22 protein-coding genes are annotated in these 22,043 nt (G+C 61.8%); 18 read left to right on the top strand and 4 right to left on the bottom strand.

Going from position 1 to position 22,043, the window contains the following annotated elements:
- The first annotated feature begins 388 nt into the window (after positions 1-388).
- The 12 genes from ccoN to TZ03_RS24920 all read left to right on the top strand — a co-directional run bounded on the left by ccoN (position 389) and on the right by TZ03_RS24920 (position 12,452).
- Positions 389-1,831 (top strand): cytochrome-c oxidase, cbb3-type subunit I, encoded by a 1,443-nt coding sequence (ccoN, locus tag TZ03_RS24975; RefSeq protein WP_051101052.1) that lies wholly within the window; start codon positions 389-391, stop codon positions 1,829-1,831.
- Positions 1,831-2,439 carry a cytochrome-c oxidase, cbb3-type subunit II gene (gene ccoO, locus TZ03_RS24970; RefSeq protein ID WP_003254286.1) on the top strand — a complete coding sequence of 203 codons (609 nt, stop codon included), beginning with the start codon at positions 1,831-1,833 and terminating at the stop codon, positions 2,437-2,439. Before ccoN ends, ccoO begins: the two co-directional genes overlap by 1 nt.
- Positions 2,440-2,444: 5 nt before the next feature.
- Positions 2,445-2,636 (top strand): CcoQ/FixQ family Cbb3-type cytochrome c oxidase assembly chaperone, encoded by a 192-nt coding sequence (locus tag TZ03_RS24965; RefSeq protein ID WP_051101055.1) that lies wholly within the window; start codon positions 2,445-2,447, stop codon positions 2,634-2,636.
- Positions 2,633-3,610, top strand: a complete 978-nt coding sequence (ccoP, locus tag TZ03_RS24960) for a cytochrome-c oxidase, cbb3-type subunit III (protein ID WP_051101051.1) — start codon at positions 2,633-2,635, stop codon at positions 3,608-3,610. Before TZ03_RS24965 ends, ccoP begins: the two co-directional genes overlap by 4 nt.
- A gap of 301 nt (positions 3,611-3,911) precedes the next feature.
- Positions 3,912-5,327, top strand: coding sequence for a cytochrome c oxidase accessory protein CcoG (ccoG, locus tag TZ03_RS24955; RefSeq protein ID WP_051101050.1), 1,416 nt, complete (start codon positions 3,912-3,914; stop codon positions 5,325-5,327).
- A 15-nt stretch (positions 5,328-5,342) separates the two neighbouring features.
- A complete protein-coding gene (locus TZ03_RS24950) occupies positions 5,343-5,867 on the top strand; it encodes a FixH family protein (protein ID WP_051101049.1) in 525 nt (174 codons plus the stop codon).
- A gap of 148 nt (positions 5,868-6,015) precedes the next feature.
- Positions 6,016-8,487 (top strand): heavy metal translocating P-type ATPase, encoded by a 2,472-nt coding sequence (locus TZ03_RS24945; protein ID WP_051101048.1) that lies wholly within the window; start codon positions 6,016-6,018, stop codon positions 8,485-8,487.
- A complete protein-coding gene (gene ccoS / locus TZ03_RS24940; protein WP_051101047.1) occupies positions 8,466-8,681 on the top strand; it encodes a cbb3-type cytochrome oxidase assembly protein CcoS in 216 nt (71 codons plus the stop codon). Before TZ03_RS24945 ends, ccoS begins: the two co-directional genes overlap by 22 nt.
- Complete coding sequence (locus TZ03_RS24935; protein WP_051101046.1) at positions 8,674-9,357, top strand: sulfite exporter TauE/SafE family protein; 684 nt, start codon at positions 8,674-8,676, stop codon at positions 9,355-9,357. The genes ccoS and TZ03_RS24935 overlap by 8 nt, the downstream gene beginning before the upstream one ends.
- Before the next feature lie 187 nt (positions 9,358-9,544).
- Entirely contained in the window at positions 9,545-10,927 is a 1,383-nt protein-coding gene (hemN, locus tag TZ03_RS24930; RefSeq protein WP_051101045.1) for an oxygen-independent coproporphyrinogen III oxidase, read from the top strand.
- Between the two features lie 186 nt (positions 10,928-11,113).
- Positions 11,114-11,848, top strand: coding sequence for a Crp/Fnr family transcriptional regulator FnrA (gene fnrA / locus TZ03_RS24925; RefSeq protein WP_016711709.1), 735 nt, complete (start codon positions 11,114-11,116; stop codon positions 11,846-11,848).
- Between the two features lie 55 nt (positions 11,849-11,903).
- Positions 11,904-12,452: an adenine phosphoribosyltransferase gene (locus TZ03_RS24920; protein ID WP_009683910.1), complete on the top strand. Its 549-nt coding sequence runs from the start codon at positions 11,904-11,906 to the stop codon at positions 12,450-12,452.
- Between the two features lie 236 nt (positions 12,453-12,688).
- Here the strand turns inward: TZ03_RS24920 and recR are convergent, their stop codons facing one another.
- The 3 genes from recR to dnaX form a co-directional block, all read right to left on the bottom strand.
- Positions 12,689-13,291 carry a recombination mediator RecR gene (gene recR, locus TZ03_RS24915; RefSeq protein WP_051101044.1) on the bottom strand — a complete coding sequence of 201 codons (603 nt, stop codon included), beginning with the start codon at positions 13,289-13,291 and terminating at the stop codon, positions 12,689-12,691.
- 233 nt (positions 13,292-13,524) lie between these two features.
- Positions 13,525-13,860 carry a YbaB/EbfC family nucleoid-associated protein gene (locus TZ03_RS24910; protein ID WP_051101043.1) on the bottom strand — a complete coding sequence of 112 codons (336 nt, stop codon included), beginning with the start codon at positions 13,858-13,860 and terminating at the stop codon, positions 13,525-13,527.
- A 64-nt stretch (positions 13,861-13,924) separates the two neighbouring features.
- Positions 13,925-16,015, bottom strand: a complete 2,091-nt coding sequence (gene dnaX / locus TZ03_RS24905; RefSeq protein ID WP_051101042.1) for a DNA polymerase III subunit gamma/tau — start codon at positions 16,013-16,015, stop codon at positions 13,925-13,927.
- Between the two features lie 120 nt (positions 16,016-16,135).
- Here dnaX and TZ03_RS24900 point away from each other — a divergent pair, with 120 nt between their 5' ends.
- The 3 genes from TZ03_RS24900 to TZ03_RS24890 all read left to right on the top strand — a co-directional run bounded on the left by TZ03_RS24900 (position 16,136) and on the right by TZ03_RS24890 (position 17,669).
- Entirely contained in the window at positions 16,136-16,909 is a 774-nt protein-coding gene (locus TZ03_RS24900) for a substrate-binding periplasmic protein (protein ID WP_051101041.1), read from the top strand.
- A 353-nt stretch (positions 16,910-17,262) separates the two neighbouring features.
- On the top strand, positions 17,263-17,457 hold the full coding sequence (locus tag TZ03_RS24895; RefSeq protein ID WP_051101040.1) for a hypothetical protein: 195 nt from the start codon (positions 17,263-17,265) through the stop codon (positions 17,455-17,457).
- Positions 17,458-17,489: 32 nt separating this feature from the next.
- The gene (locus tag TZ03_RS24890) at positions 17,490-17,669 is read left to right on the top strand and encodes a hypothetical protein (protein WP_051101039.1); all 180 of its coding nucleotides are present in this window, start codon (positions 17,490-17,492) and stop codon (positions 17,667-17,669) included.
- A 13-nt stretch (positions 17,670-17,682) separates the two neighbouring features.
- Here TZ03_RS24890 and TZ03_RS24885 read toward each other — a convergent pair whose 3' ends face one another.
- Positions 17,683-18,171: a DUF2938 domain-containing protein gene (locus tag TZ03_RS24885; RefSeq protein WP_051101038.1), complete on the bottom strand. Its 489-nt coding sequence runs from the start codon at positions 18,169-18,171 to the stop codon at positions 17,683-17,685.
- Between the two features lie 81 nt (positions 18,172-18,252).
- Here TZ03_RS24885 and TZ03_RS24880 point away from each other — a divergent pair, with 81 nt between their 5' ends.
- The 3 genes from TZ03_RS24880 to TZ03_RS24870 all read left to right on the top strand — a co-directional run bounded on the left by TZ03_RS24880 (position 18,253) and on the right by TZ03_RS24870 (position 21,465).
- On the top strand, positions 18,253-18,672 hold the full coding sequence (locus TZ03_RS24880; RefSeq protein ID WP_051101037.1) for a helix-turn-helix domain-containing protein: 420 nt from the start codon (positions 18,253-18,255) through the stop codon (positions 18,670-18,672).
- A 271-nt stretch (positions 18,673-18,943) separates the two neighbouring features.
- The gene (locus TZ03_RS24875) at positions 18,944-20,257 is read left to right on the top strand and encodes a site-specific integrase (protein ID WP_051101036.1); all 1,314 of its coding nucleotides are present in this window, start codon (positions 18,944-18,946) and stop codon (positions 20,255-20,257) included.
- 353 nt (positions 20,258-20,610) lie between these two features.
- The gene (locus TZ03_RS24870; RefSeq protein ID WP_051101035.1) at positions 20,611-21,465 is read left to right on the top strand and encodes a hypothetical protein; all 855 of its coding nucleotides are present in this window, start codon (positions 20,611-20,613) and stop codon (positions 21,463-21,465) included.
- Positions 21,466-22,043 lie beyond the last annotated feature (578 nt).

The raw sequence follows: 22,043 nt of genomic DNA, 5'->3' as shown, positions 1-22,043 counted from the left end.
AGCGCCGCGCGGGCGGCGCTCGATATCCGCCCCACCACAACACCCAAGCCATACCCCGCCTCTCCCCTCCCTTGCACCCCCTCCGAACAGAACTAAGCTTGTTGCCACAGTGGGCTTCACTCCCGAAGGAGCGAAGCAGACGCGGCGCATAGCCTGGTGCCGTCCCGAAAAAAAGCTTGACCGATCGATCAGAAAAAGGCGAAAAACGGTACACATTACAAATATTTATTTGTGTACAATCGTCCAGACCCGATCACTACGGGACACCAGTGGACGGGCTCGGACACGGGTCGGCGTACCAAAGTTGCGTTGCGGTAACCACGGTGGTTATCAATACTGGCGCCGATTTTTCGACCAACAAGAACATCAAAACCGTGGAACCTTTAGCATGAGCACAGCAATCAGTCCGACTGCTTATAACTACAAGGTCGTCCGCCAGTTCGCCATCATGACGGTGGTCTGGGGGATCCTTGGCATGGGCCTCGGCGTCTTCATCGCCTCGCAGCTGGTATGGCCGCAACTGAACCTGGACCTGCCCTGGACCAGCTTCGGCCGCCTGCGCCCGCTGCACACCAACCTGGTGATCTTCGCCTTCGGGGGCTGTGCGCTGTTCGGCACCAGCTACTACGTGGTGCAGCGCACCTGCCAGACCCGGCTGATCTCCGACAGCATGGCCGCCTTCACCTTCTGGGGTTGGCAGGCAGTGATCGTCGGCGCGCTGATCACCCTGCCGATGGGCTACACCACCACCAAGGAATACGCCGAGCTCGAGTGGCCGCTGGCGATCCTGCTGGCCATCGTCTGGGTCACCTACGGGCTGGTGTTCTTCGGCACCATCGTCAAGCGCAAGACCAAGCACATCTATGTCGGCAACTGGTTCTACGGCGCCTTCATCGTGGTCACGGCGATGCTGCACATCGTCAACCACATCTCGCTGCCGGTTAGCCTGTTCAAGTCGTACTCGGCCTACTCCGGCGCCACCGACGCGATGATCCAGTGGTGGTACGGCCACAACGCCGTGGGCTTCTTCCTCACCACCGGTTTCCTGGGCATGATGTACTACTTCGTGCCCAAGCAGGCCGAGCGGCCGATCTACTCGTATCGTCTGTCGATCGTGCACTTCTGGGCACTGATCACCCTGTACATCTGGGCCGGCCCGCACCACCTGCACTACACCGCCCTGCCCGACTGGGCACAGTCGCTGGGCATGGTGATGTCGATCATCCTGCTGGCGCCAAGCTGGGGCGGCATGATCAACGGCATGATGACCCTGTCCGGTGCCTGGCACAAACTGCGTACCGACCCGATCCTGCGCTTCCTGGTCGTTTCGCTGGCGTTCTACGGCATGTCCACCTTCGAAGGCCCGATGATGGCCATCAAGACCGTGAACTCACTGTCGCACTATACCGACTGGACCATCGGCCACGTCCACGCCGGCGCCCTCGGCTGGGTGGCGATGATCTCGATCGGTGCCGTGTACCACATGATCCCGCGCCTGTATGGCCGCGAGCAGATGCACAGCGTCGGCCTGATCAACGCGCACTTCTGGCTGGCCACCATCGGTACCGTGCTGTACATCGCCTCGATGTGGGTCAACGGCATCACCCAGGGCCTGATGTGGCGCGCCATCAACGATGACGGCACGCTCACCTACTCCTTCGTCGAAGCCCTGCAGGCCAGCCACCCTGGCTATATCGTCCGCGCCCTGGGCGGTGCGTTCTTCGCCACCGGCATGCTGCTGATGGCCTACAACACGCTGCGTACCATACGTGCCGCCAACCCGGCACAGGCTGAGGAAGCCGCCAAGATCGTCGTCGTGGGAGCGCACTGATGAAGCATGAAGCCGTCGAGAAGAACATAGGCCTGCTGGCCTTCTTCATGGTCATCGCCGTGAGCGTCGGTGGCCTGACCCAGATCGTCCCGCTGTTTTTCCAGGACGTCACCAACAAACCGGTCGAAGGCATGAAGCCGCGCACCGCGCTGGAACTGGAAGGCCGCGACATCTACATCCGTGAAGGCTGCGTGGGCTGCCACTCGCAGATGATCCGCCCGTTCCGCGCCGAAACCGAGCGCTACGGCCACTACTCGGTGGCTGGTGAAAGCGTGTGGGACCACCCGTTCCTGTGGGGCTCCAAGCGTACCGGGCCGGATCTGGCCCGGGTCGGTGGCCGCTACTCCGATGACTGGCACCGTGCGCACCTGTACAACCCGCGCAACGTGGTACCGGAGTCGAAGATGCCGTCCTACCCATGGCTGGTCGAGAACAAGCTCGACGGCAAGGACACCGCGAAGAAGATGGAAGTGCTGCGCACACTCGGCACCCCGTACACCGATGCCGACATCGCCGGCGCGCGCGACGCGGTCAAGGGCAAGACCGAAATGGACGCCATCGTCGCGTACCTGCAGGGTCTTGGCACCATCATCAAGAGCAAACGGTGACGCTGATGGATATCGGGATGATTCGCGGCCTGGGCACCGTCGTGGTGATGGTGGCCTTCGTGGGCCTGGCGCTGTGGGTGTTCAACCCACGGCGTAAAAAGGACTTCGACGAAGCGACCCAACTGCCCTTCGCGGATGATCCCGAGGCCAGCAAGCACGTCGAGCAAGCAAAAGCTTCTGGGAGCAAACAACAATGACAACCTTCTGGAGTCTGTACGTTACCGTCCTGACCCTGGGCACCATCTTCTCGTTGACCTGGCTGTTGCTGTCGACCCGCAAGGGCCAGCACGAAGAGGTCACCGACGAAACCGTCGGGCATGCCTTCGATGGCATCGAGGAATACGACAACCCGCTGCCGAAATGGTGGTTCTGGCTGTTCGTCGGCACCATCGTCTTCGCCCTCGGCTACCTGGTGCTGTACCCGGGCCTGGGCAACTGGAAAGGCATCCTGCCGGGCTACTCGTACCTGGATAACGACAAGCAGACCGAGTTCTCCAACGGCCAGCCGGGTTGGACCGGCGTGCACGAGTGGGAAAAGGAAATGGCCAAGGCCGACGCCCGCTTCGGGCCGATCTTCGCCAAGTTCGCCGCCATGCCTATCATCGATGTGGCCAAGGACCCACAGGCGCTGAAAATGGGTGCACGGCTGTTCGCCTCCAACTGCTCGGTGTGCCACGGCTCCGACGCCAAGGGTGCCTTCGGCTTCCCCAACCTGACCGACAACGACTGGCGCTGGGGTGGCGAGCCGGACACCATCAAGGCCACCATCATGGGCGGCCGCCACGGCGTGATGCCGGCCTGGGCCGAGGTGATCGGTGACCAGGGCGTGGCTGACGTGGCGGCGTTCGTGATCAGCAAGCTGGATGGCCGCACACTGCCGGAAGGCGCCAAGGCCGATGCCGAGAACGGCCAGAAAATCTTCGCCGCCAACTGCGTGGCCTGCCACGGGCCGGAGGGCAAGGGTACGCCGGCCATGGGCGCGCCGAACCTGACCCACCCGCAGGCGTTCATCTACGGTTCGAGCTTTGCCCAGCTGCAGCAGACCATCCGTTATGGCCGCCAGGGGCAGATGCCGGCCCAGGAGCAAATGCAGGGTAATGACAAGGTGCATTTGCTGGCGGCTTATGTTTACAGCCTGTCGCATCAGGCTGAGCCGGCCAAGGCCGAGTAAGCAGGCCTGGCCCTTTCGCGGCTAAAGCCGCTCCTACGACGATTGCGATCAATTGTAGGAGCGGCTTTAGCCGCGAAGAGGCCGGCACAGGCACTGCATTTCTCGCAGGCAAATGACCTGGATCAATTGACACCCGCCATAACACGATTCACACCACGAACCCAACGCGACTAAAGGTCGCAGTGCGGTCCCATACTGCCATCAGCGGCGTATCATGGACCGCAGAGCGCTAGCAGATTGCGCGAGACTGCGGCCGGCACGCACTGGCCGCGGCATTTCTCCACTGCCGTGGGACTTGATGATGAGCAAGCAAATTCCGGTACATGACGTCACCCCGCCTGCCAACAAAGGGAAGGATTCCGTCGACCTCTACGCCTCCCGCGAGAAAATCTATACCCGTGCCTTCACCGGCCTGTTCCGGCGCTTGCGCATGGTCGGCGGGGCGATACTGTTCCTGCTGTACTTCGGCACCGTATGGCTGAACTGGGGCGGGCACCAGGCCGTGTGGTGGAACCTGCCCGAACGCAAGTTCTACATCTTCGGCGCCACCATCTGGCCGCAGGACTTCATCCTGCTCTCGGGCATTCTCATCGTTGCCGCCTTCGGCCTGTTCTTCATCACCGTGTTCGCCGGCCGGGTGTGGTGCGGCTACACCTGCCCGCAAAGTGTGTGGACATGGATCTTCATGTGGTGCGAAAAGGTCACCGAGGGTGACCGCAACCAGCGCATGAAGCTGGACAAGGCGCCCATGAGCGGCAACAAGTTCCTGCGCAAGTTCGCCAAGCACAGCCTGTGGCTACTGATCGGTTTCGTCACCGGCATGACCTTCGTCGGCTATTTCTCGCCGATCCGTGAACTAGCCATCGAATTCTTCACAGGCCAGGCCGACGGCTGGGCCTACTTCTGGGTCGGCTTCTTCACCCTCGCCACCTACGGCAACGCCGGCTGGCTGCGCGAGCAGGTGTGCGTGTACATGTGCCCCTATGCGCGCTTCCAGAGCGTGATGTTCGACAAGGACACGCTGATCGTTTCCTACGACCCGCGCCGTGGCGAAACCCGTGGCCCGCGCAAGAAGGACCTGGACTACAAGGCCAAGGGCCTGGGTGACTGCATCGACTGCACCATGTGCGTGCAGGTATGCCCCACCGGCATCGACATCCGTGACGGCCTGCAGATCGAGTGCATCGGCTGCGCCGCCTGCATCGACGCCTGCGACAACATCATGGACAAGATGAACTATCCCAAAGGGCTGATCAGCTACACCACCGAGCACAATCTGTCCGGGCAGAAGACCCACATGCTGCGCCCACGCCTGATCGGTTATGCCGTGGTACTGCTGGTGATGATCATCGGCCTGGCCACCGCCTTCGCCACCCGCTCGCTGGTCGGCTTCGACGTCAGCAAGGACCGCGTGCTGTACCGCGAGAACGCCCAGGGCCGGATCGAGAACGTGTACAGCCTGAAGGTGATGAACAAGGACCAGCGCGACCACGTCTATGTGCTGGATGCCGCCGGCCTGCCGGACCTGAAGCTCGAAGGCCAACGCGAGATCCGCGTGGCAGCCGGTGATATCGTCAGCCTGCCGGTGCAGCTGTCGGTCGCCCCCGAGAAACTGCCATCGACCACCAACGAAATCACCTTCATCCTCAAGAGCGCCGACGACAGCGACGCCCAGGTTGAAGCCAAGAGCCGCTTCATTGGCCCACAGATCCGCTAAGAGAGATAACCAACAATGCCTGCCACCGCCGCCAGCCCCTGGTACAAGCACCTCTGGCCCTGGATCATCATCGGCATCCTCACCACCTCGGTGTGCCTGAGCCTGACCATGGTCAGCATTGCCGTGCACAACCCGGACAACCTGGTGAACGACAACTACTACGAGGCTGGCAAGGGTATCAACCGCTCGCTGGACCGTGAATTGCTGGCGCAGAACCTGGGCCTGAAGGCCAATGTGCACCTGGACGAGCTGACCGGCGAAGTGGACCTGCGCCTGACCGGCAACAGTGACCCGCAGAGCCTGGAGCTGAACCTGATTTCGCCGACCCAGCCGGAGAAAGACCGCAAGGTGCTGCTGAGCCGGGTCGAGGCAGGGCGCTATGTGGGGCAGTTGGAGGACAAGGTCGACGGGCGCCGCTTCGTCGAGCTGCTGGGCAGCGAGGCTGGGCAGGTGTGGCGGTTGTTCGAAGAGGAGAAGGTCGAGCATGGTGTGACCTTGCAACTGGGTGATGAAGCCCTGCAAGGTGCCGAACACCAATAACCGCACCACCTCTCCCTGTGTAGGAGCGGGCTTGCCCGCGAATGCGATAGCTCAGGCAACGTTGTTTCCAGGCCTTACGCATTCGCGGGCAAGCCCGCTCCTACACAGGGTTTGATTCAGGCCGATCGATGTGCAAGGCAATGATGTGATGACCCAACCCACCCCCTGCTACCACTGCGCCCTGCCCATCCCGACTGGCAGCCGCTTCACCGCCGTGGTTCTCGGCGAGCCCCGGCAGTTCTGCTGCCCCGGCTGCCAGGCGGTGGCCGAGTCGATCGTCGCCGGTGGCCTGGAGCACTACTACCAACATCGCAGTGACAACAGCGCCAACCCCGAAGCCCTGCCCAAGCAGCTGCAAGACGAGCTGGCCCTGTACGACCGCAGCGATGTACAGCAAAACTTCGTCCACCATGCTGGCGACTTGGCCGAAACTACCCTGCTGGTCGAAGGCATCAGCTGCGCCGCCTGCGGCTGGCTGATCGAAAAGCACCTGCGCAACCTGCCCGGCGTCGCCGAGGCACGCCTGAACCTGTCCAACCACCGCCTGCTGCTGAGCTGGGACGACCGCCAACTGCCGCTCTCACGCCTGCTCGCCGAACTGCGCCGGATCGGCTACGCCGCCCATCCGTACCAGCCCGACCAGGCCGCCGAGCAGCTGGCCCGCGAGAACCGCAGCGCCCTGCGCCGCCTGGGCGTGGCCGGGTTGCTGTGGTTCCAGGCGATGATGGCGACCATGGCCACCTGGCCGGAATTCAACATCGACCTGTCGCCCGAGCTGCACACCATCCTGCGCTGGGTGGCGCTGTTCCTCACCATCCCCATCGTGTTCTACAGCTGCGCGCCATTCTTCAAGGGCGCGGCACGCGACCTGCGTACCCGCCACCTGACCATGGACGTTTCGGTGTCGCTGGCCATCGCCCTGGCCTTCGGCGCCGGTATCTGGACCGCGATCACCGGCAGCGGCGAGCTGTATTTCGACACCGTGGGCATGTTCGCCCTGTTCCTGCTCACCGGCCGTTACCTGGAGCGCCGCGCCCGCGAACGCACCGCAGCAGCCACTGCGCAGCTGGTCAACCTGCTGCCGGCCTCGTGCCTGCGCCTGGACGCCCTCGGCCGCAGCGAGCGCATCCTGCTCAGCGAGCTGCAGCGCGGTGATACGGTGCAAGTGCTGCCAGGCGCGATCATCCCCGCCGACGGGCGCATCGTCGAAGGCCGCTCCAGCGTCGATGAGTCGCTGCTGACCGGGGAATACCTGCCACAACCACGCCGGGTTGGCGAGCGGGTCACCGGTGGCACCCTGAATGTCGAAAGCACCCTGAACGTGGAAGTAGAAGCCCTTGGCCACGATTCGCGGCTATCGGCCATCGTCCGCCTACTGGAACGCGCCCAGACCGAAAAACCGCGCCTGGCGGAAATCGCCGACCGGGCCTCGCAGTGGTTCCTGTTGTTCTCGCTGCTGGCCGCCGTGGCCATCGGCCTGTGGTGGTGGCACCTGGACCCTACACGGGCATTCTGGATCGTGCTGGCCATGCTGGTGGCGACCTGCCCTTGCGCGCTGTCCCTGGCCACGCCGACAGCGTTGACCGCCGCCACCGGCACCCTGCACAAGCTGGGCCTGCTGGTGACCCGCGGCCATGTGCTGGAAGGTTTGAACCAGATCGACACGGTGATCTTCGACAAGACCGGCACACTGACCGAGGGGCGCCTGACCTTGCGCAACATCCGGCCGCTCGGCAGCCTGCCCGCCGACCGCTGCCTGGCCCTGGCCGCGGCCCTGGAAAACCGCTCAGAACACCCCATCGCCCGCGCCTTTGGGCGTACCGCCACACCAGCGGACGATGTACAAACCGTGCCTGGCCTGGGCCTGGAAGGGCTGGTCGACGGCCACCGCCTGCGCATTGGCCAGGCCACCTTCGTCTGCGCCTTGAGCGGCGCGGAAATCCCCGCCGTACCAGAACCGCGTGGCCAGTGGCTGCTGCTGGGCGACCGCCAAGGGCCACTGGCCTGGTTCGGCCTGGACGACCGCCTGCGCGACGATGCCCCGGCCCTGCTTGCCGCCTGCAAGGCGCGGGGCTGGCGCACGCTGCTGCTGTCGGGCGACAGCTCGCCGATGGTCGCCGAAGTGGCCGCACAGCTGGGCATCGACCAAGCCATTGGTGGCCTGCGCCCGGACGACAAGCTGGACCGGCTCAAGGCGCTGCAGACGGCTGGGCGCAAGGTGCTGATGCTGGGCGATGGTGTCAACGACGTGCCGGTGCTGGCTGCCGCCGACATCAGCATCGCCATGGGCAGCGCCACCGACCTGGCCAAGACCAGCGCCGACGCCGTACTGCTGTCCAACCGCCTGCAGGCGCTGGTGCAAGCCTTCGACCTGGCCCGCCGCACCCGCCGCAACATCCTCGAGAACCTGCTGTGGGCGACCCTGTATAATGGCCTGATGTTGCCGTTCGCCGCGCTTGGCTGGATCACCCCGGTATGGGCGGCCATCGGCATGTCGGTCAGTTCGCTGATCGTGGTGCTCAATGCCCTGCGCCTGACCCGCATGCCTGTAGCGGGCTTGCCCGCGATCGACGCAGCGCAACACGCAAGGAGAACGCCATGCCCGCCCTCTATGTCATGATCCCCGCAGCCCTGCTGCTGGTCGGCGTGGCCGTGTACATCTTCTTCTGGGCGGTGGACAGCGGCCAGTACGACGACCTTGAAAGCCCCGCCCACAGTATCCTGTTCGACGACCAGGACCCGCGCCACCAGGCGGCGGTAAAACCTGACGAAGCCGCGGCCGACGCCGACAAGGAACCACCACCCCGTGCCTGACGTGCTTCCCCTGCTTGGCTCGGCGTTGATCCTTGGCCTGCTCGGCGGTGGCCACTGCCTGGGCATGTGCGGCGGCCTGATGGGCGCGCTGACCCTGGCCATCCCACCCGAACAGCGTGGCCGGCGCTTGCGCCTGCTGCTGGCGTACAACCTTGGGCGCATTCTCAGTTATGCCTGCGCCGGGCTGTTGCTGGGGCTGGCCGGCTGGGCCGTGGCCAGCAGCCCGGCGGCACTGGCACTACGGGTGGTGGCGGCGCTGTTGTTAATCGCCATGGGGCTGTACCTGGCCGGTTGGTGGAGCGGGCTGACTCGTATCGAGGCGCTGGGCCGCGGGTTGTGGCGGCATATCCAGCCAGTGGCGTCGCGCTTGTTGCCAGTGTCCAGCCTGCCCCGGGCGTTGTTGCTGGGGGCCTTGTGGGGGTGGCTGCCGTGCGGGTTGGTGTACAGCACCTTGCTGTGGGCGGCCAGCCAGGGCAATGCCGGGTACAGCGCGGCGTTGATGCTGGCATTCGGGGTAGGCACCTGGCCGGTGTTGCTGGCTACCGGGCTGGCGGCGGAGCGGGTAAACGCTTTGTTGAGACGGCGCAGCGTGCGGGTGGCTGGCGGGGTGCTGGTGATGCTGTTTGGGGTGTGGACCCTGCCGGGGCCGCACCAGCATTGGTTGATGGGGCATTGATGGGGGCCGCTTTGCGGCCCTTCGCGGGCAAGCCCGCTCCTACAGGCGTTCGCGATTCCCTTGTAGGAGCGGGCTTGCCCGCGAAGGGCTGCAGAGCAGCCCCAATGCCCTTGATACAAATCAACACGGCTTCCTACAGACGCCCATAGACTCCGGAACACTGCTGCTCTTTCCGGGGACCGCCCTCATGCTCGACGACCTACGTTGGGATACCGACTTGATCCGCCGTTACGATCTGGCCGGGCCACGCTACACCTCCTACCCGACCGCCGTGCAACTGCACAGCGAGGTGGGCTCGTTCGACCTGCTCCACGCCCTGCGCGAGAGCCGTCGGGCCGTGCGCCCGCTGTCGCTGTATGTGCACGTGCCGTTCTGCGCCAACATTTGCTACTACTGCGCCTGCAACAAGGTCATTACCAAGGACCGTGCCCGCGCCGCGCCCTACCTGCAGCGCCTGGAGCAGGAAATCCAGCTGATCGCCTGCCACCTGGACCCTAAACAGCGTGTTGAACAACTGCATTTCGGCGGCGGCACGCCAACCTTCCTCAGCCATGTGGAACTGCGCCAACTGATGGCCACCTTGCGCCAGCACTTCCACCTGCCGGACGACGATTCTGGCGACTATGGCATCGAGATCGACCCCCGCGAAGCCGACTGGTCGACCATGGGCCTGCTGCGCGAACTGGGCTTCAACCGCGTCAGCCTGGGCGTGCAGGACCTCGACCCGGCCGTGCAGCGCGCGGTCAACCGCCTGCAGAGCCTGGAGCAGACCCGCACCCTGATCGAGGCCGCGCGTACCCTGCAGTTTCGCTCGGTCAACCTCGACCTGATCTACGGCCTGCCCAAGCAAACCCCGGAAGGCTTTGCCCGCACGGTCGAGGAAGTGATCCGCCTGCAGCCCGACCGCCTGTCGGTGTTCAACTACGCCCATCTGCCCGAGCGCTTCATGCCCCAGCGGCGCATCGACAGCAACGACCTGCCCAGCCCGGCCGCCAAGCTGGAGATGCTGCACGCCACCATCGACCAGCTGACCGCGGCTGGCTACCGCTACATCGGCATGGACCACTTCGCCCTACCCGACGACGAACTGGCCATCGCCCAGGAAGAAGGCACCCTGCAACGCAACTTCCAGGGCTACACCACCCACGGGCACTGCGACCTGATCGGCCTGGGCGTATCGGCCATCAGCCAGATCGGCGACCTGTACTGCCAGAACAGCAGCGACCTCAACACCTACCAGGACAGCCTGTCCAACGCTCAGCTGGCCACCCAGCGTGGCTTGCTGTGCAACCACGACGACCGTGTGCGACGGGCGGTGATCCAGCAGCTGATCTGCCATTTCGAGCTGGACTTCGAGCCGATCGAACAGGCCTTCACCATCGATTTTCGCGGCTACTTCAACGACCTCTGGCCAGAGCTGCTGACCTTGCAGCGCGACGGCCTGATCCGCCTGGACGACAAGGGCATCCGCATCCTGCCAGCCGGCCGCCTGCTGGCGCGCTCGGTGTGCATGGTGTTCGACGCCTACCTGGCGATGCACAACCGCCAGCGTTTCTCGCGGGTTATCTGAAAACCGAGTCGTTCAACCGCATGGACAAGTTTCCTTGTCAGGCACACTATGGGCACAGCGAAAGCCCCGGCGCGCACCCGCCTGGGCCTGGCCAGCTCGCACCACAATAGCGCACGCTGGCCTACAACCTACGCCGTGAGTTACCCTTACGTCTTATGTGTGCTTTCCCACAAGGATCGAATGAAAATGTCCGAGCCAGTCAAACTGCGCCCACACAACCAGGCCCATTGCAAGGATTGCAGCCTGGCCCCCCTGTGCCTGCCTCTTTCGCTGAACCTGGAAGACATGGATGCACTGGATGAAATCGTCAAACGTGGACGGCCGCTGAAAAAAGGCGAGTTCCTGTTCCGCCAGGGTGACAATTTCGGCTCGGTCTACGCAGTACGTTCCGGCGCCCTGAAAACCTTCAGCCTCAGCGACAGCGGCGAAGAGCAGATCACCGGCTTCCACCTGCCCAGCGAACTGGTCGGCCTGTCGGGCATGGACACCGAGGCCTACCCGGTTTCGGCCCAGGCTCAGGAAACCACCTCGGTGTGCGAAATCCCCTTCGAGCGCCTCGACGAGCTGTCGGTGCAGTTGCCGCAGCTACGACGCCAACTGATGCGGGTGATGAGCCGGGAAATCCGCGACGACCAGCAAATGATGCTGCTGTTGTCGAAAAAAACCGCAGACGAGCGCATTGCCACCTTCCTGGTCAACCTGTCGGCGCGCTTCCGTGCCCGCGGCTATTCGGCCAACCAGTTCCGCCTGAGCATGTCGCGCAACGAAATTGGCAACTACCTGGGCCTGGCGGTGGAAACCGTGTCCCGGGTGTTCACCCGCTTCCAGCAGAACGGCCTGATTCGCGCCGAAGGCAAAGAGGTGCACATCCTCGACCCGATTCAGCTCTGCGCGCTGGCCGGTGGTGCAATCGAGGCCTGAGGCCGGCGATTAGCGGGTATACTTGGGCATTCGTTTTCCCAGGATACCCGCAACGATGCACAGCGACGCCTTCGACCTCAAAGCCCTGATCCGCCCGGTAGTGGACTTCCCCAAACCGGGTGTGATCTTCCGCGACATCACCCCGCTGTTCCAGTCGCCGCGCGGGCTGCGCTATGTGGCCGACCAGTTCATCGAGCGCTATGTCGAGGCCGAGTTCAGCCACATCGGTGCCATGGACGCACGGGGCTTCTTGATCGGCTCGATCATCGCCCACCAATTGAACAAGCCGCTGATCCTGTTCCGCAAGCAAGGCAAGCTACCGGCTGACGTACTGAGCGAGGGTTACCAGACCGAGTACGGCGAAGCCTTCCTGGAAGTACATGCTGACAGCTTGTGCGAAGGGGATTCGGTGCTGATTTTCGATGACCTGATTGCCACTGGCGGCACCCTGCTGGCGGCGGCCAACCTGGTGCGCCGGACGGGTGCGCAGGTGTTCGAGGCAGCAGCGATCATTGACCTGCCGGAACTGGATGGGTCGCGCCGGCTGCAGGCGGCGGGGGTCCCGACGTTCTGCCTGACCGAGTTTTCTCTCAGCGAATACTGAGTTGGATTTTGGGGCTGCTTTGCAGCCCATCGCCGGCAAGCCAGCTCCCACAGGGACAGCGCTGCCTTCAGGACTGCAGCGATCCTGTGGGAGCAACTGTCTTGTATTGCCTGGGCTGGCCTCATCGCCGGCAAGCCGGCTCCCACAGGTACTGCACAGGGCTTGAGGCCTATGCGGTCGAGGTGGGAGCTGGCTTGCCGGCGATGGGCCGCAAAGCGGCCCCCTGCAATTTCAAATCAGAGCGAAATCGGCCGACGCCCAGCAAAGGCATGGGCCAAGGTCCCGCCATCCACCAGCTCCAGCTCGCCGCCCAGCGGCACGCCATGGGCAATCCGCGATGCCACCAACCCCTTCTCGCTCAACAATTGGGCGATGTAATGCGCCGTCGCCTCCCCCTCCACCGTCGGGTTGGTCGCCAGGATCACCTCGGTAAAGGTGCCCTGCTCCTCGATCCGCGCCATCAGCTGCGGAATCCCGATCGCCTCAGGCCCCAGGCCGTCCAGCGGCGACAGGTGGCCCTTGAGCACGAAGTAGCGGCCACGGTAGCCGGTCTGCTCCACCGCATACACATCGGTCGGCCCCTCGACCACACACAGCTGGGTATCGTCGCGGCGCGGGTCGGCGCATTGCGGGCACAGCTCCTGCTCGGTCAAGGTGCGGCACTGCCGGCAATGCCCAACGCCTTCCATGGCCTGGGTCAAGGCCTGGGCCAGGCGCAGGCCACCGCTGCGGTCACGCTCGAGCAGTTGCAGGGCCATGCGCTGGGCGGTTTTCTGGCCGACACCTGGCAGGATGCGCAGGCCGTCGATCAGTTGGCGGATAAGGGGGCTGAAGCTCATGGGAAAGGCCTGACAATTCAATGAGAGGCGGTTTATACCCAGCGGGGGCAGTGGCGTCAAATCAGCAGGCCCTATCGCCGGCAAGCCAGCTCCCACAGGTATCGCGCTGTATTGGAATTTTACACATGACCTGTGGGAGCCGGCTTGCCGGCGATGGGGCCGGACCTGCTTTCACAAGGTAAAAAAAAACCGCCGCTGTTGTCAGCGGCGGTTTTTTCGCTATCGCAATGCCCTTAGAAAGGCATCTTGAAGCCCGGTGGCAGTTGCATGCCGGCGGTCATGCTGCCCATCTTCTCCTGGCTGTTCTGCTCGACCTTGCGCACGGCGTCATTCAACGCAGCGGCGATCAGGTCTTCCAGCACTTCCTTGTCGTCTTCATCTGTCGACATCAGGCTCTGGTCGATGCTGACGCGCTTCACGTCGTGACGACCGGTCATCACCACGCTCACCAGGCCGCCACCGGCCTGGCCGGTGACTTCGGCGTTGGCCAGCTCTTCCTGCATCTTCTGCATCTTTTCCTGCATCTGCTGGGCCTGCTTCATCAGGCCGGCCATGCCACCTTTCATCATGGGGGTATACCTCGATTGGGTCATGTGATGCGGCCTGGCACCGGGCCGGCCGCATGGTTATCCATTACTGGCCCTGATTGGCCAGGGCTTCTACAGGCTCAATAGTATCCTGCCGGACCTTGGCGCCGAACAGCTTGATCATCTGCTGGATCAACGGATCCTGCTCGATCGAGGTGACGGCATCCTGCTGACGCTCGGCACGCTTGCGCGCGGCGGCCTGGGCCGGGGTTTCCTGCTCGGGCAGGACCAGTTCGATGCGCAGGTTCAGCGTGCGCCCCAGGTGCTGGTTGAGCGCTTCGTTCAGGCGCCGCTGCTGGGTGCTGTTGAACAGCGCGCCCTGGCCAGGGTCCAGGTGCAACAGCCAGTCATCGCCCTCGGCGGCAATCAGCGTACAGTTTGCCGCGATGTTGCCTGTCATCCCGGACACAGGCAACTGTGGGAATAATTCCAGCCATTGCAGGGCCAGGCCAGTGGCCGGCTTGGCCGCTGGCAGCGGTTGCGTTACAGGCTTGGGCGCTTCTTCCTGGACGTGTTCGGCCAGTTCGTCCAGGTAGCTGAAACCGACCGGGTCGCTTTCGCCGCCATAGTAATCCTCGTCCAGCGGCGGCTCATCGTCGCGGTCCATGCCCACGGCTGCATAGGCGGACGGGTCGAAGGGCGGCTCGTCATCGTGCGCCGGGGCGGCCTGCGGGGCTGGGGCTGTCGCTACTGGCGCAGGCGCTGGTACCGGCACAGGCTCGGGTTCAGCCATAACCGGCGCAGGCGCTGGAGCAGGCTCTTCCCAGGGCAGGTCGATCACCTCTGCAGCCGGCTCTGGTTGTGGCTCCGGCTCGGCCTCGATCACTGGGGCAGGCTCAACGACCGGTTGCGGCTCGACAACCGGCTGCGGCGCTGGCTCGACCGGCGCAGGCGCCTGGGCCGGTGGCGCGGCAACCGGTGCAACAGCTTCCACGGCAGCAACGGCTGGCGGCGCCACGGCAACCGCTGGCGCTGCCACCGGTGTTGCAGGATCAGCTGTGGCCTGGCTGATCCCCACCGGCTTTAGTACCGGCTTCGGCGCGTCGTCGGTGTCGGCCGGGCGGAACGCCAGCATGCGCAGCAGGACCATTTCAAAGCCGCCACGCGGGTCCGGCGCCAAGGGCAGGTCACGGCGGCCGATCAGGCCCATTTGGTAATAAAACTGCACGTCCTCGGCCGGCAGCGCCTGGGCCAGCGCCAGTACCCGGTCTCGGTCGCCCTGGCCATTGTCCACCGCCTCTGGCAGTGCCTGGGCAATGGCCACGCGGTGCAGCACATTGAGCATCTCGGCCAGCACGCCAGCCCAGTCCGGCCCCTGCTCGGCGAGATTGCGCACGGCCTCCAGCAAGGCCCGGGCATCGCCTTCGAGCAGCGCCTGCAACACACCGTAGACCTGGCCATGGTCGAGGCTGCCGAGCATGGCCCGCACATCGGCAGCCAGCACCTTGCCTTCGCCAAAGGCGATGGCCTGGTCGGTCAGGCTCATGGCGTCACGCATCGAGCCGTCGGCCGCGCGGCCCAACAGCCACAGGGCATCCGGTTCGAACGGTACGTTTTCGGCGGTCAGCACGTGGCTGAGGTGCTCGACCACCCGCTCCGGGCTCATGTTCTTCAGCGAGAACTGCAGGCAGCGCGACAGGATGGTCGCCGGCAGCTTCTGCGGGTCGGTGGTGGCGAGGATGAACTTGACGTAGGGCGGCGGCTCCTCCAGCGTCTTGAGCAAGGCGTTGAACGAGTGCGTCGAGAGCATGTGCACTTCGTCGATCAGGTAGACCTTGAAGCGCCCACGGCTGGGGGCGTACTGCACGTTGTCGAGCAGTTCGCGAGTGTCCTCGACCTTGGTGCGGCTGGCGGCGTCGATCTCGATCAGGTCGACGAAGCGGCCCTCGTCGATCTCCCGGCACACCGAACAGGTGCCACAGGGCGTGGAGGTGATGCCGGTCTCGCAGTTAAGGCATTTGGCGATGATCCGCGCGATGGTAGTCTTGCCCACGCCACGGGTACCGGTGAACAGGTAGGCGTGGTGCAGGCGCTGGTTGTCCAAGGCATTGATCAAGGCCTTGAGCACATGGGCCTGGCCGACCATTTCGCGGAACGAGCGCGGACGCCATTTACGTGCAAGAACCTGATAACTCATCGAAAAACCATCGTAGCCTGATCGAGCGGAAGATCGCTAATGCTAGCGGAGCGGGGGCAAAATTGCACCCTGCGCGGCTCGTCTAAGCTATGAAACGGGTGCGTATTGTCCAGGGAGGATATGCCTTTGCGAAGACTGCTGGCCTTGCTGTTGGTCTGGGCTACCCAGAGTGTGGCGGAGCAGCCGGTGCTGCGCTTTTCCGTGACCGAAAGCTGGAGCATGCCGCTGGTGCGCATCGAAGGTGACCAGCCGGTGGAAGGCCTGCTGTATGACTTGATGCAGGCGCTGGCCAAGGAAGTGGGCGTATACCCCCAGTACCACGTGATGCCCCGCCTGCGCCTGCAGGAGGCAATGGACAACGGTGATATCGATGTGCGCTGCCATGTCAGCACCCAGTGGTTCAATGACCGCCCGGGGGATTTTGTCTGGAGCATCCCACTGATTCGCCAGCGTGATGTGCTGGTGGGCCGCGTCGGCGACAGCACGCCGAAGCCCCCGGAGCAACTGCCACCCCAGGCTATCGGCACAGTGCTGGGCTACACCTATTCGACCCTGCAACCACTGCTGGACCAAGGCCGCTTGCGCCGCGAAGACAGCCGCAACCAGTTGCTGGTGCTGCAGAAACTGCAAGCCGGGCGCTACCGGCATGCGGTAAGCAACCAGCTGTCGCTGCAGTGGTTCAACCAGGGCCTGCCGGCGCAGCAGCAACTGCAGGCGCTGGCAGTGCTGGAGGAACAGGACTTGGGGTGCATGGTACGCAATGACCCAGCGATACCGACACAAGGGCTGCTGCGGGCGCTGGTACGGATGAAGCAGTCAGGGGAGCTCGAACGGATTTTGCAGCGGTATGGGGGGATGGGCTTTTCGGACCCTATGTCTGTGGCTCGCCCCTGACCCTTGGAATACCGGCAGGCACATCACAGTGGATACAACTACCTGAATCAAATTCAAAGACGGCTCGGTCACTGTGGAAGCAACAGTCTTACTCACTTCTTGAAAGCATACAGCCCAGCCCCCCGTGGGAGCGGGCAAGCCCGCGAACACCGGCAAAGCCGGTGCCATCCACCGAGTTGCCTTCTTCGCGGGCACGCCCGCTCCCACAGGATTGCGCAGTGTATTCATAATCTCTATTGCAAGCTCAACATCACTGGCCTTTGCGCTCAAACGCCAGACTGACAGCATCCGCCTGCCCCACACAATCGGGCACTCCCCACGGCACATTCGCCGCTACTCAATAAGACAGCCCGATGCTTCAGGACGATCGTGAATACCTCGAACTTGAACAGTTGCAAATCGAGAACCGCAAACTCAGAGCCGAGACGCACAAACTCGTCGCAGAAACGCGTAAGCTCGGACGGGAGATGTTTTGGTATCCGCTGGGGGTTGGGGCAGCGATTGTCACGACCATCGCCGGGGTCATGGCTTTGGCCAATAAGCTCTGAGCCTTCATTAATCCGAGATTTAGGACCTGCATATGCCCCGTGCCATTCAAGGTCGCAATGAGCACTTGAAAAGCGAAGCTGAACTGCTCGACGAAGAGTTACGCAAGCTCAGAGCCTTCTCCCCTTGGGAGGCTTTGATCCCGTTCAGCATAGGTGCAGGGTTTGCTCTGGTGCTGCTGATAGCAGGCATGTTGATTGTGCGCTCGCTTTAACCCAGCCCCACCCTCACAGCAACGCTAAAATACCCGCACTCAGAAACAACCCCACGCCAAACACAAAATGCGTGGCCAGGCTCTTCAAGCAGTTACGCGCAGGTGTCGGCGTCTTCGACGCAAAGAACCCCGCCCCCATCACCGGCTGCATGAAGCACAATGGAGCCACGACAGTCACCACACCAACCACCACCGCAGGCACCAAGGTAGGCGCCAGCAACCAGTTCTCCCCCAAAACCCCAACCAACAGCATCGCGAACAGTACGCCGATGGCGTAATGAATCCCCCATCCCAACGCCAGTTCATGCCGCACCGGCTCTGACCTGGCAATCGCCTGATGCCGCACACGTCCTTTCAGCAAATGCCCCGCCCAACGCCCGAGCATGGCGAAGTTCAGCGTGGCAATACCCAGCCGCCTCAGCAGCAGTCCCCACAAATCCATCACCACCGTGGCACCGATGCCAATTGGCAAGGCAGCTGAAAACATCGCAGTTAACGTCATTGAAAAGCCCTCGAAGATTGACGGTAATCACCATACCGCGCAGCATAGAAGTTAAAGTCAACTTCAAGTCAAGGGCCCGAAATGGACATTGCCGACGTCGCCAGACACACAGGCGTACCCGCTTCGACACTGCGCTACTACGAGAAGAAAGGCTTGCTCAAATCACTCGCCGGGCATGGCCAGCGGCGGCAGTTTGCAGCTGATGTGGCAGACAGGCTGGCGCTGATCGCCCTAGGCCAGGCTGCGGGGTTCTCGCTGGATGAGGTGGGGGCGATGCTGGTGGACCTGCAGGTCGACCGGCACAAGCTACTGGCCAAGGCCGACGAACTGGATGCACGGATCAGGCGCCTGCAGGCAATGAGCAAAGGCTTACGACATGCCGCGCAGTGCCCCGAGGAAGATCATTTGGCCTGCCCGAAATTCCAGCGGCTGATGAAGCTATCGGCGGCGGGAACATTGGGCGAGAAGCGGGATAGAACGAAAGCGTTCATTGCTGATTGAGGTTTTCACACCCCAGAAATGGAGGCGGCCCCACCAGCCACACCCCGGCACTCGATGTTCCCGCTATGGCTGCTCCCTTCCGGGCCTGACCAGATCGCATGCAAGCATGCTCGGGAATCAAGGCGGGCCTTATCGGGCAAGGGTTTCAGGCTGATGAGGTAGTTGACCATCGCCCCGTGCAGACACCGAGCACGGTCGCTCAAGGCTCGGGTGTGACCAGAATTGTTCCACTCAATTGGTCCACTTTACTGGTCCACTCTGGTGTTCATTCATGGCCTACATTGTTCGCCGCCAGTCCGTTTACTACCTCAACCTTCGATTACCCAAGCACCTATTCCCCAACCGACACACCCTTCGATTGTCCCTGCGTGTACGTGAACGTCAGGCAGCTCTCTTCCTTGCATCGTCATTAGCTCAGCAGGTTAATCGCCACCTGAGCGAGCACCCGTTAACAGCCCCAGAAACGCTGCGTATGCTGTGTGAGCAGTGGCGTGAAGCGACACCTCAAGTATCGGTCCCGACCGTGTCAGGGGCGGTTCCAGCAGCCATACAGAAGCCAAGAGGTGAAGGCCCTACCCTGGCCACCCTTTCCAAGCTTTATATAGAAGAAGGGAAACGCGGTGGCACATGGCGACAAGGCAGCATCGATGACATTGAGCGTGCCCTAGCCGATCTATTCGAGCTGGTGGGTGATATGCCTGCGATAGCCTTCGGTGCTCAGCAAGCTCGTCTACTAAAGGAACGGCTCAGCCGCTGCCCCCAGTACTTCAACCTACGTCCCGAGTTCAAGGGTAAGACGTTGAAGCAGGTGATTGAGTCAGGCAGCACCTACAAGACCATCACTGCCGTCACGATTAACAACCGCTTACGTAAGCTCACTGCGTTCATGAACTGGTGCAAAGCGAACGGGTACGTCACTGACAATCCTCTGGCTGGCATGAAGGTCATGGCGGGGTCGGCAAAAGAAGCACGACTCTCATTCGACCGCAGCGACTTGGCGACACTGCTGAGTCATGAGGCGCTGCGGCAGGAAGCACGCAAGCACCCGTGGCGTTACTGGTTGCCTTTGATGGGTAGAGCTACAGGGGCACGACTGGAAGAGCTATGCCAGTTGCGGATTGATGACTTCACTGAGCACCAGGGTATTCAGTGCATTCGCATTGATGACAGCCGTGAAGGCCAGAACCTCAAGAACGCCAGCAGCCGACGAGTGCTTCCCCTGCACCCTGTCCTGCTGGACCTGGGCCTGCTTCAGCATGTTGAATCGGTCAAAGCTACCGGCGCTGATCGTGTATTCCCTGAGCTAGAAGCAGTGCGGGGCAAGCTCGGCCATGCTCCGTCGAAGTGGTTCGGTCGCTACAAGACAAGACTTGGTATCACCGACCCCCGCAAGACCTTTCACAGCTTCAGACATACGCTCATCGATGACCTACGTGACGCCGGGGTCCAGGACTCGCTTATCAAACGGATTGCTGGACACGAAGACGGAGCAGTAACGTTCAGCATTTACGGCAGCCGTAGCCCTCTGAAGGCGATGCTGGAGGCTCTGATGCAGATAAATCTGCATGACGACATAGGACACTGAGAGTTTTACGATAGAACTTCTATAGCAGTAGAGCGCTGGCGCTACATAAACTCTATAGCAACAAGGCTTAGTTGCTATAGAAGTTCTATAGTAACTAAGGAAAATGCCACTCGAAAAGCAAAAAATACTCTTCACCAGCTTGACTTCACGCAAAGAAGCTGTACTATTTTCACAAGCCAGAGACACTGGCCACTGCAATGCCCCTACCAGCCCCTTACCTCGCATGTTCAAGCCAATAGGCCACTGAGCAGAGCGGGTTTCGTGCTGCCTGCGAAAAGGCCGATTAATAAAGTTTGTTTGCTGATTAGACGCGAGGTATTGCCCGTAATAAAAACCAATGACAAAGAGACAAGATGAACGAAAGCAACAGACCAACCGACACACGCCTTCTTTCTGTAAAAGAACTTCACGCTTTAGATTCACGAATAGCAACCAACGCCGATCGGTGGCTAATAAAGCAGATCCCAACCACTGAAGAGCCGAGAAAACAAAAGAGCACACGAGGGACTAAGCCAAACTCTATTGCGAATCCGTTCTATGGTTTCATCGGCTGGGGTACGTCATGGGGCCGCTACCCCAGATTCGCAATGGACATTATCGAAGGCATCGCCAGACTTGACTGGCATGACCGGCCTATCGATTCAGACAGCAAATCCACACCGTTATCAGTGCGCAACCTTGCGACGATCCTGGAATATCTTCCATTAATACACAATGAAGCCATTGAAGATTTTCTACATTTAAAACCTAGGCATGCAAGACGCTACTTCAAAGCAGTGAAACTAATAATTCCATGGATGATGAAGAGTCGCCCTAGTTCGCTCACCCATGAAATGAACGGGATTTTATCTGAATCAGTCGCAGCTCCTACAACACAGACTCACGACTGGGAAGACTGCGATGATGCTAACCCTCCAGAACCTGAAGTACTGGAAAAACTGAATTACGATCTACGCACACTAACTCAATTCAAGAGTGCTGAGGAGTATGAAGCAGAATACGAAGCGGAGCTGAACAAGAATATCGCCCAGCCACTAATCGTAGAGGCACAAGGTCGCCTGGCTCATCCGATGAAAGCCAAGGTGATGCAGATGCTAAGGGACGGAGCTCAAGTCAAGCCCATTGCAAAGGAGACGAAGGTTGACCCGAAGACGATCAGGAAGTGGAAAGCCGAGGCAGCAGCGCTGGAAGCCTTGCAGGCAGCATAACCGCCTGCTACGGTTCAGAAGGGGGGGAGTAATACGGCCGCATATATATAAAGGCAAGTGCCAAAGCGGAGCTTTGAGATTATTTACCTCTATGAATTTACCATCGTGGCGTAGCCGCCACAGAGGATAGGCTGTGCCTGAAGCACGGATGGCACTTCTAAGTAGCAGGGACAAGAGACGGGGCAAGCAAGGCCCCTCTCCCGCTCTTGATCTTAACCCTGCTGAGGACTTTGACCGTTGTACAACCTGACGGGACGTCACCATGTATCTACGAGGTTACAGACCAAGATTTGGGGGGCTTTCTCACCCTGCCCCCCTCTAATAGCAATGCCGTGAGGCAAGAATAGAACTCTATGCAGAGGGAAGAAACAAGGGCGAGCAGAGCCCCTTCCCGCTCTGCATCTTGCTGTGCAGAGTGACGCTGTGGCCTCAGCCACAATTGGTCCTCACTAAGAGGTCTTTCACTCACCACCTTAGAAATGAGAGCCGATAGGCGCATTATCAACTCTTCAGAGCGGGGACGGAGGTGTGCAGCACCACCCCGCCCTTAGCTGAGTACAAACTCTATAAACGAAACC

Source organism: Pseudomonas sp. 10-1B (assembly GCF_000935045.1).
Lineage (GTDB): Bacteria > Pseudomonadota > Gammaproteobacteria > Pseudomonadales > Pseudomonadaceae > Aquipseudomonas.
Note: the sequence above shows the minus strand (reverse complement) of the source record. Positions and strands in the feature narration are given on the sequence as shown.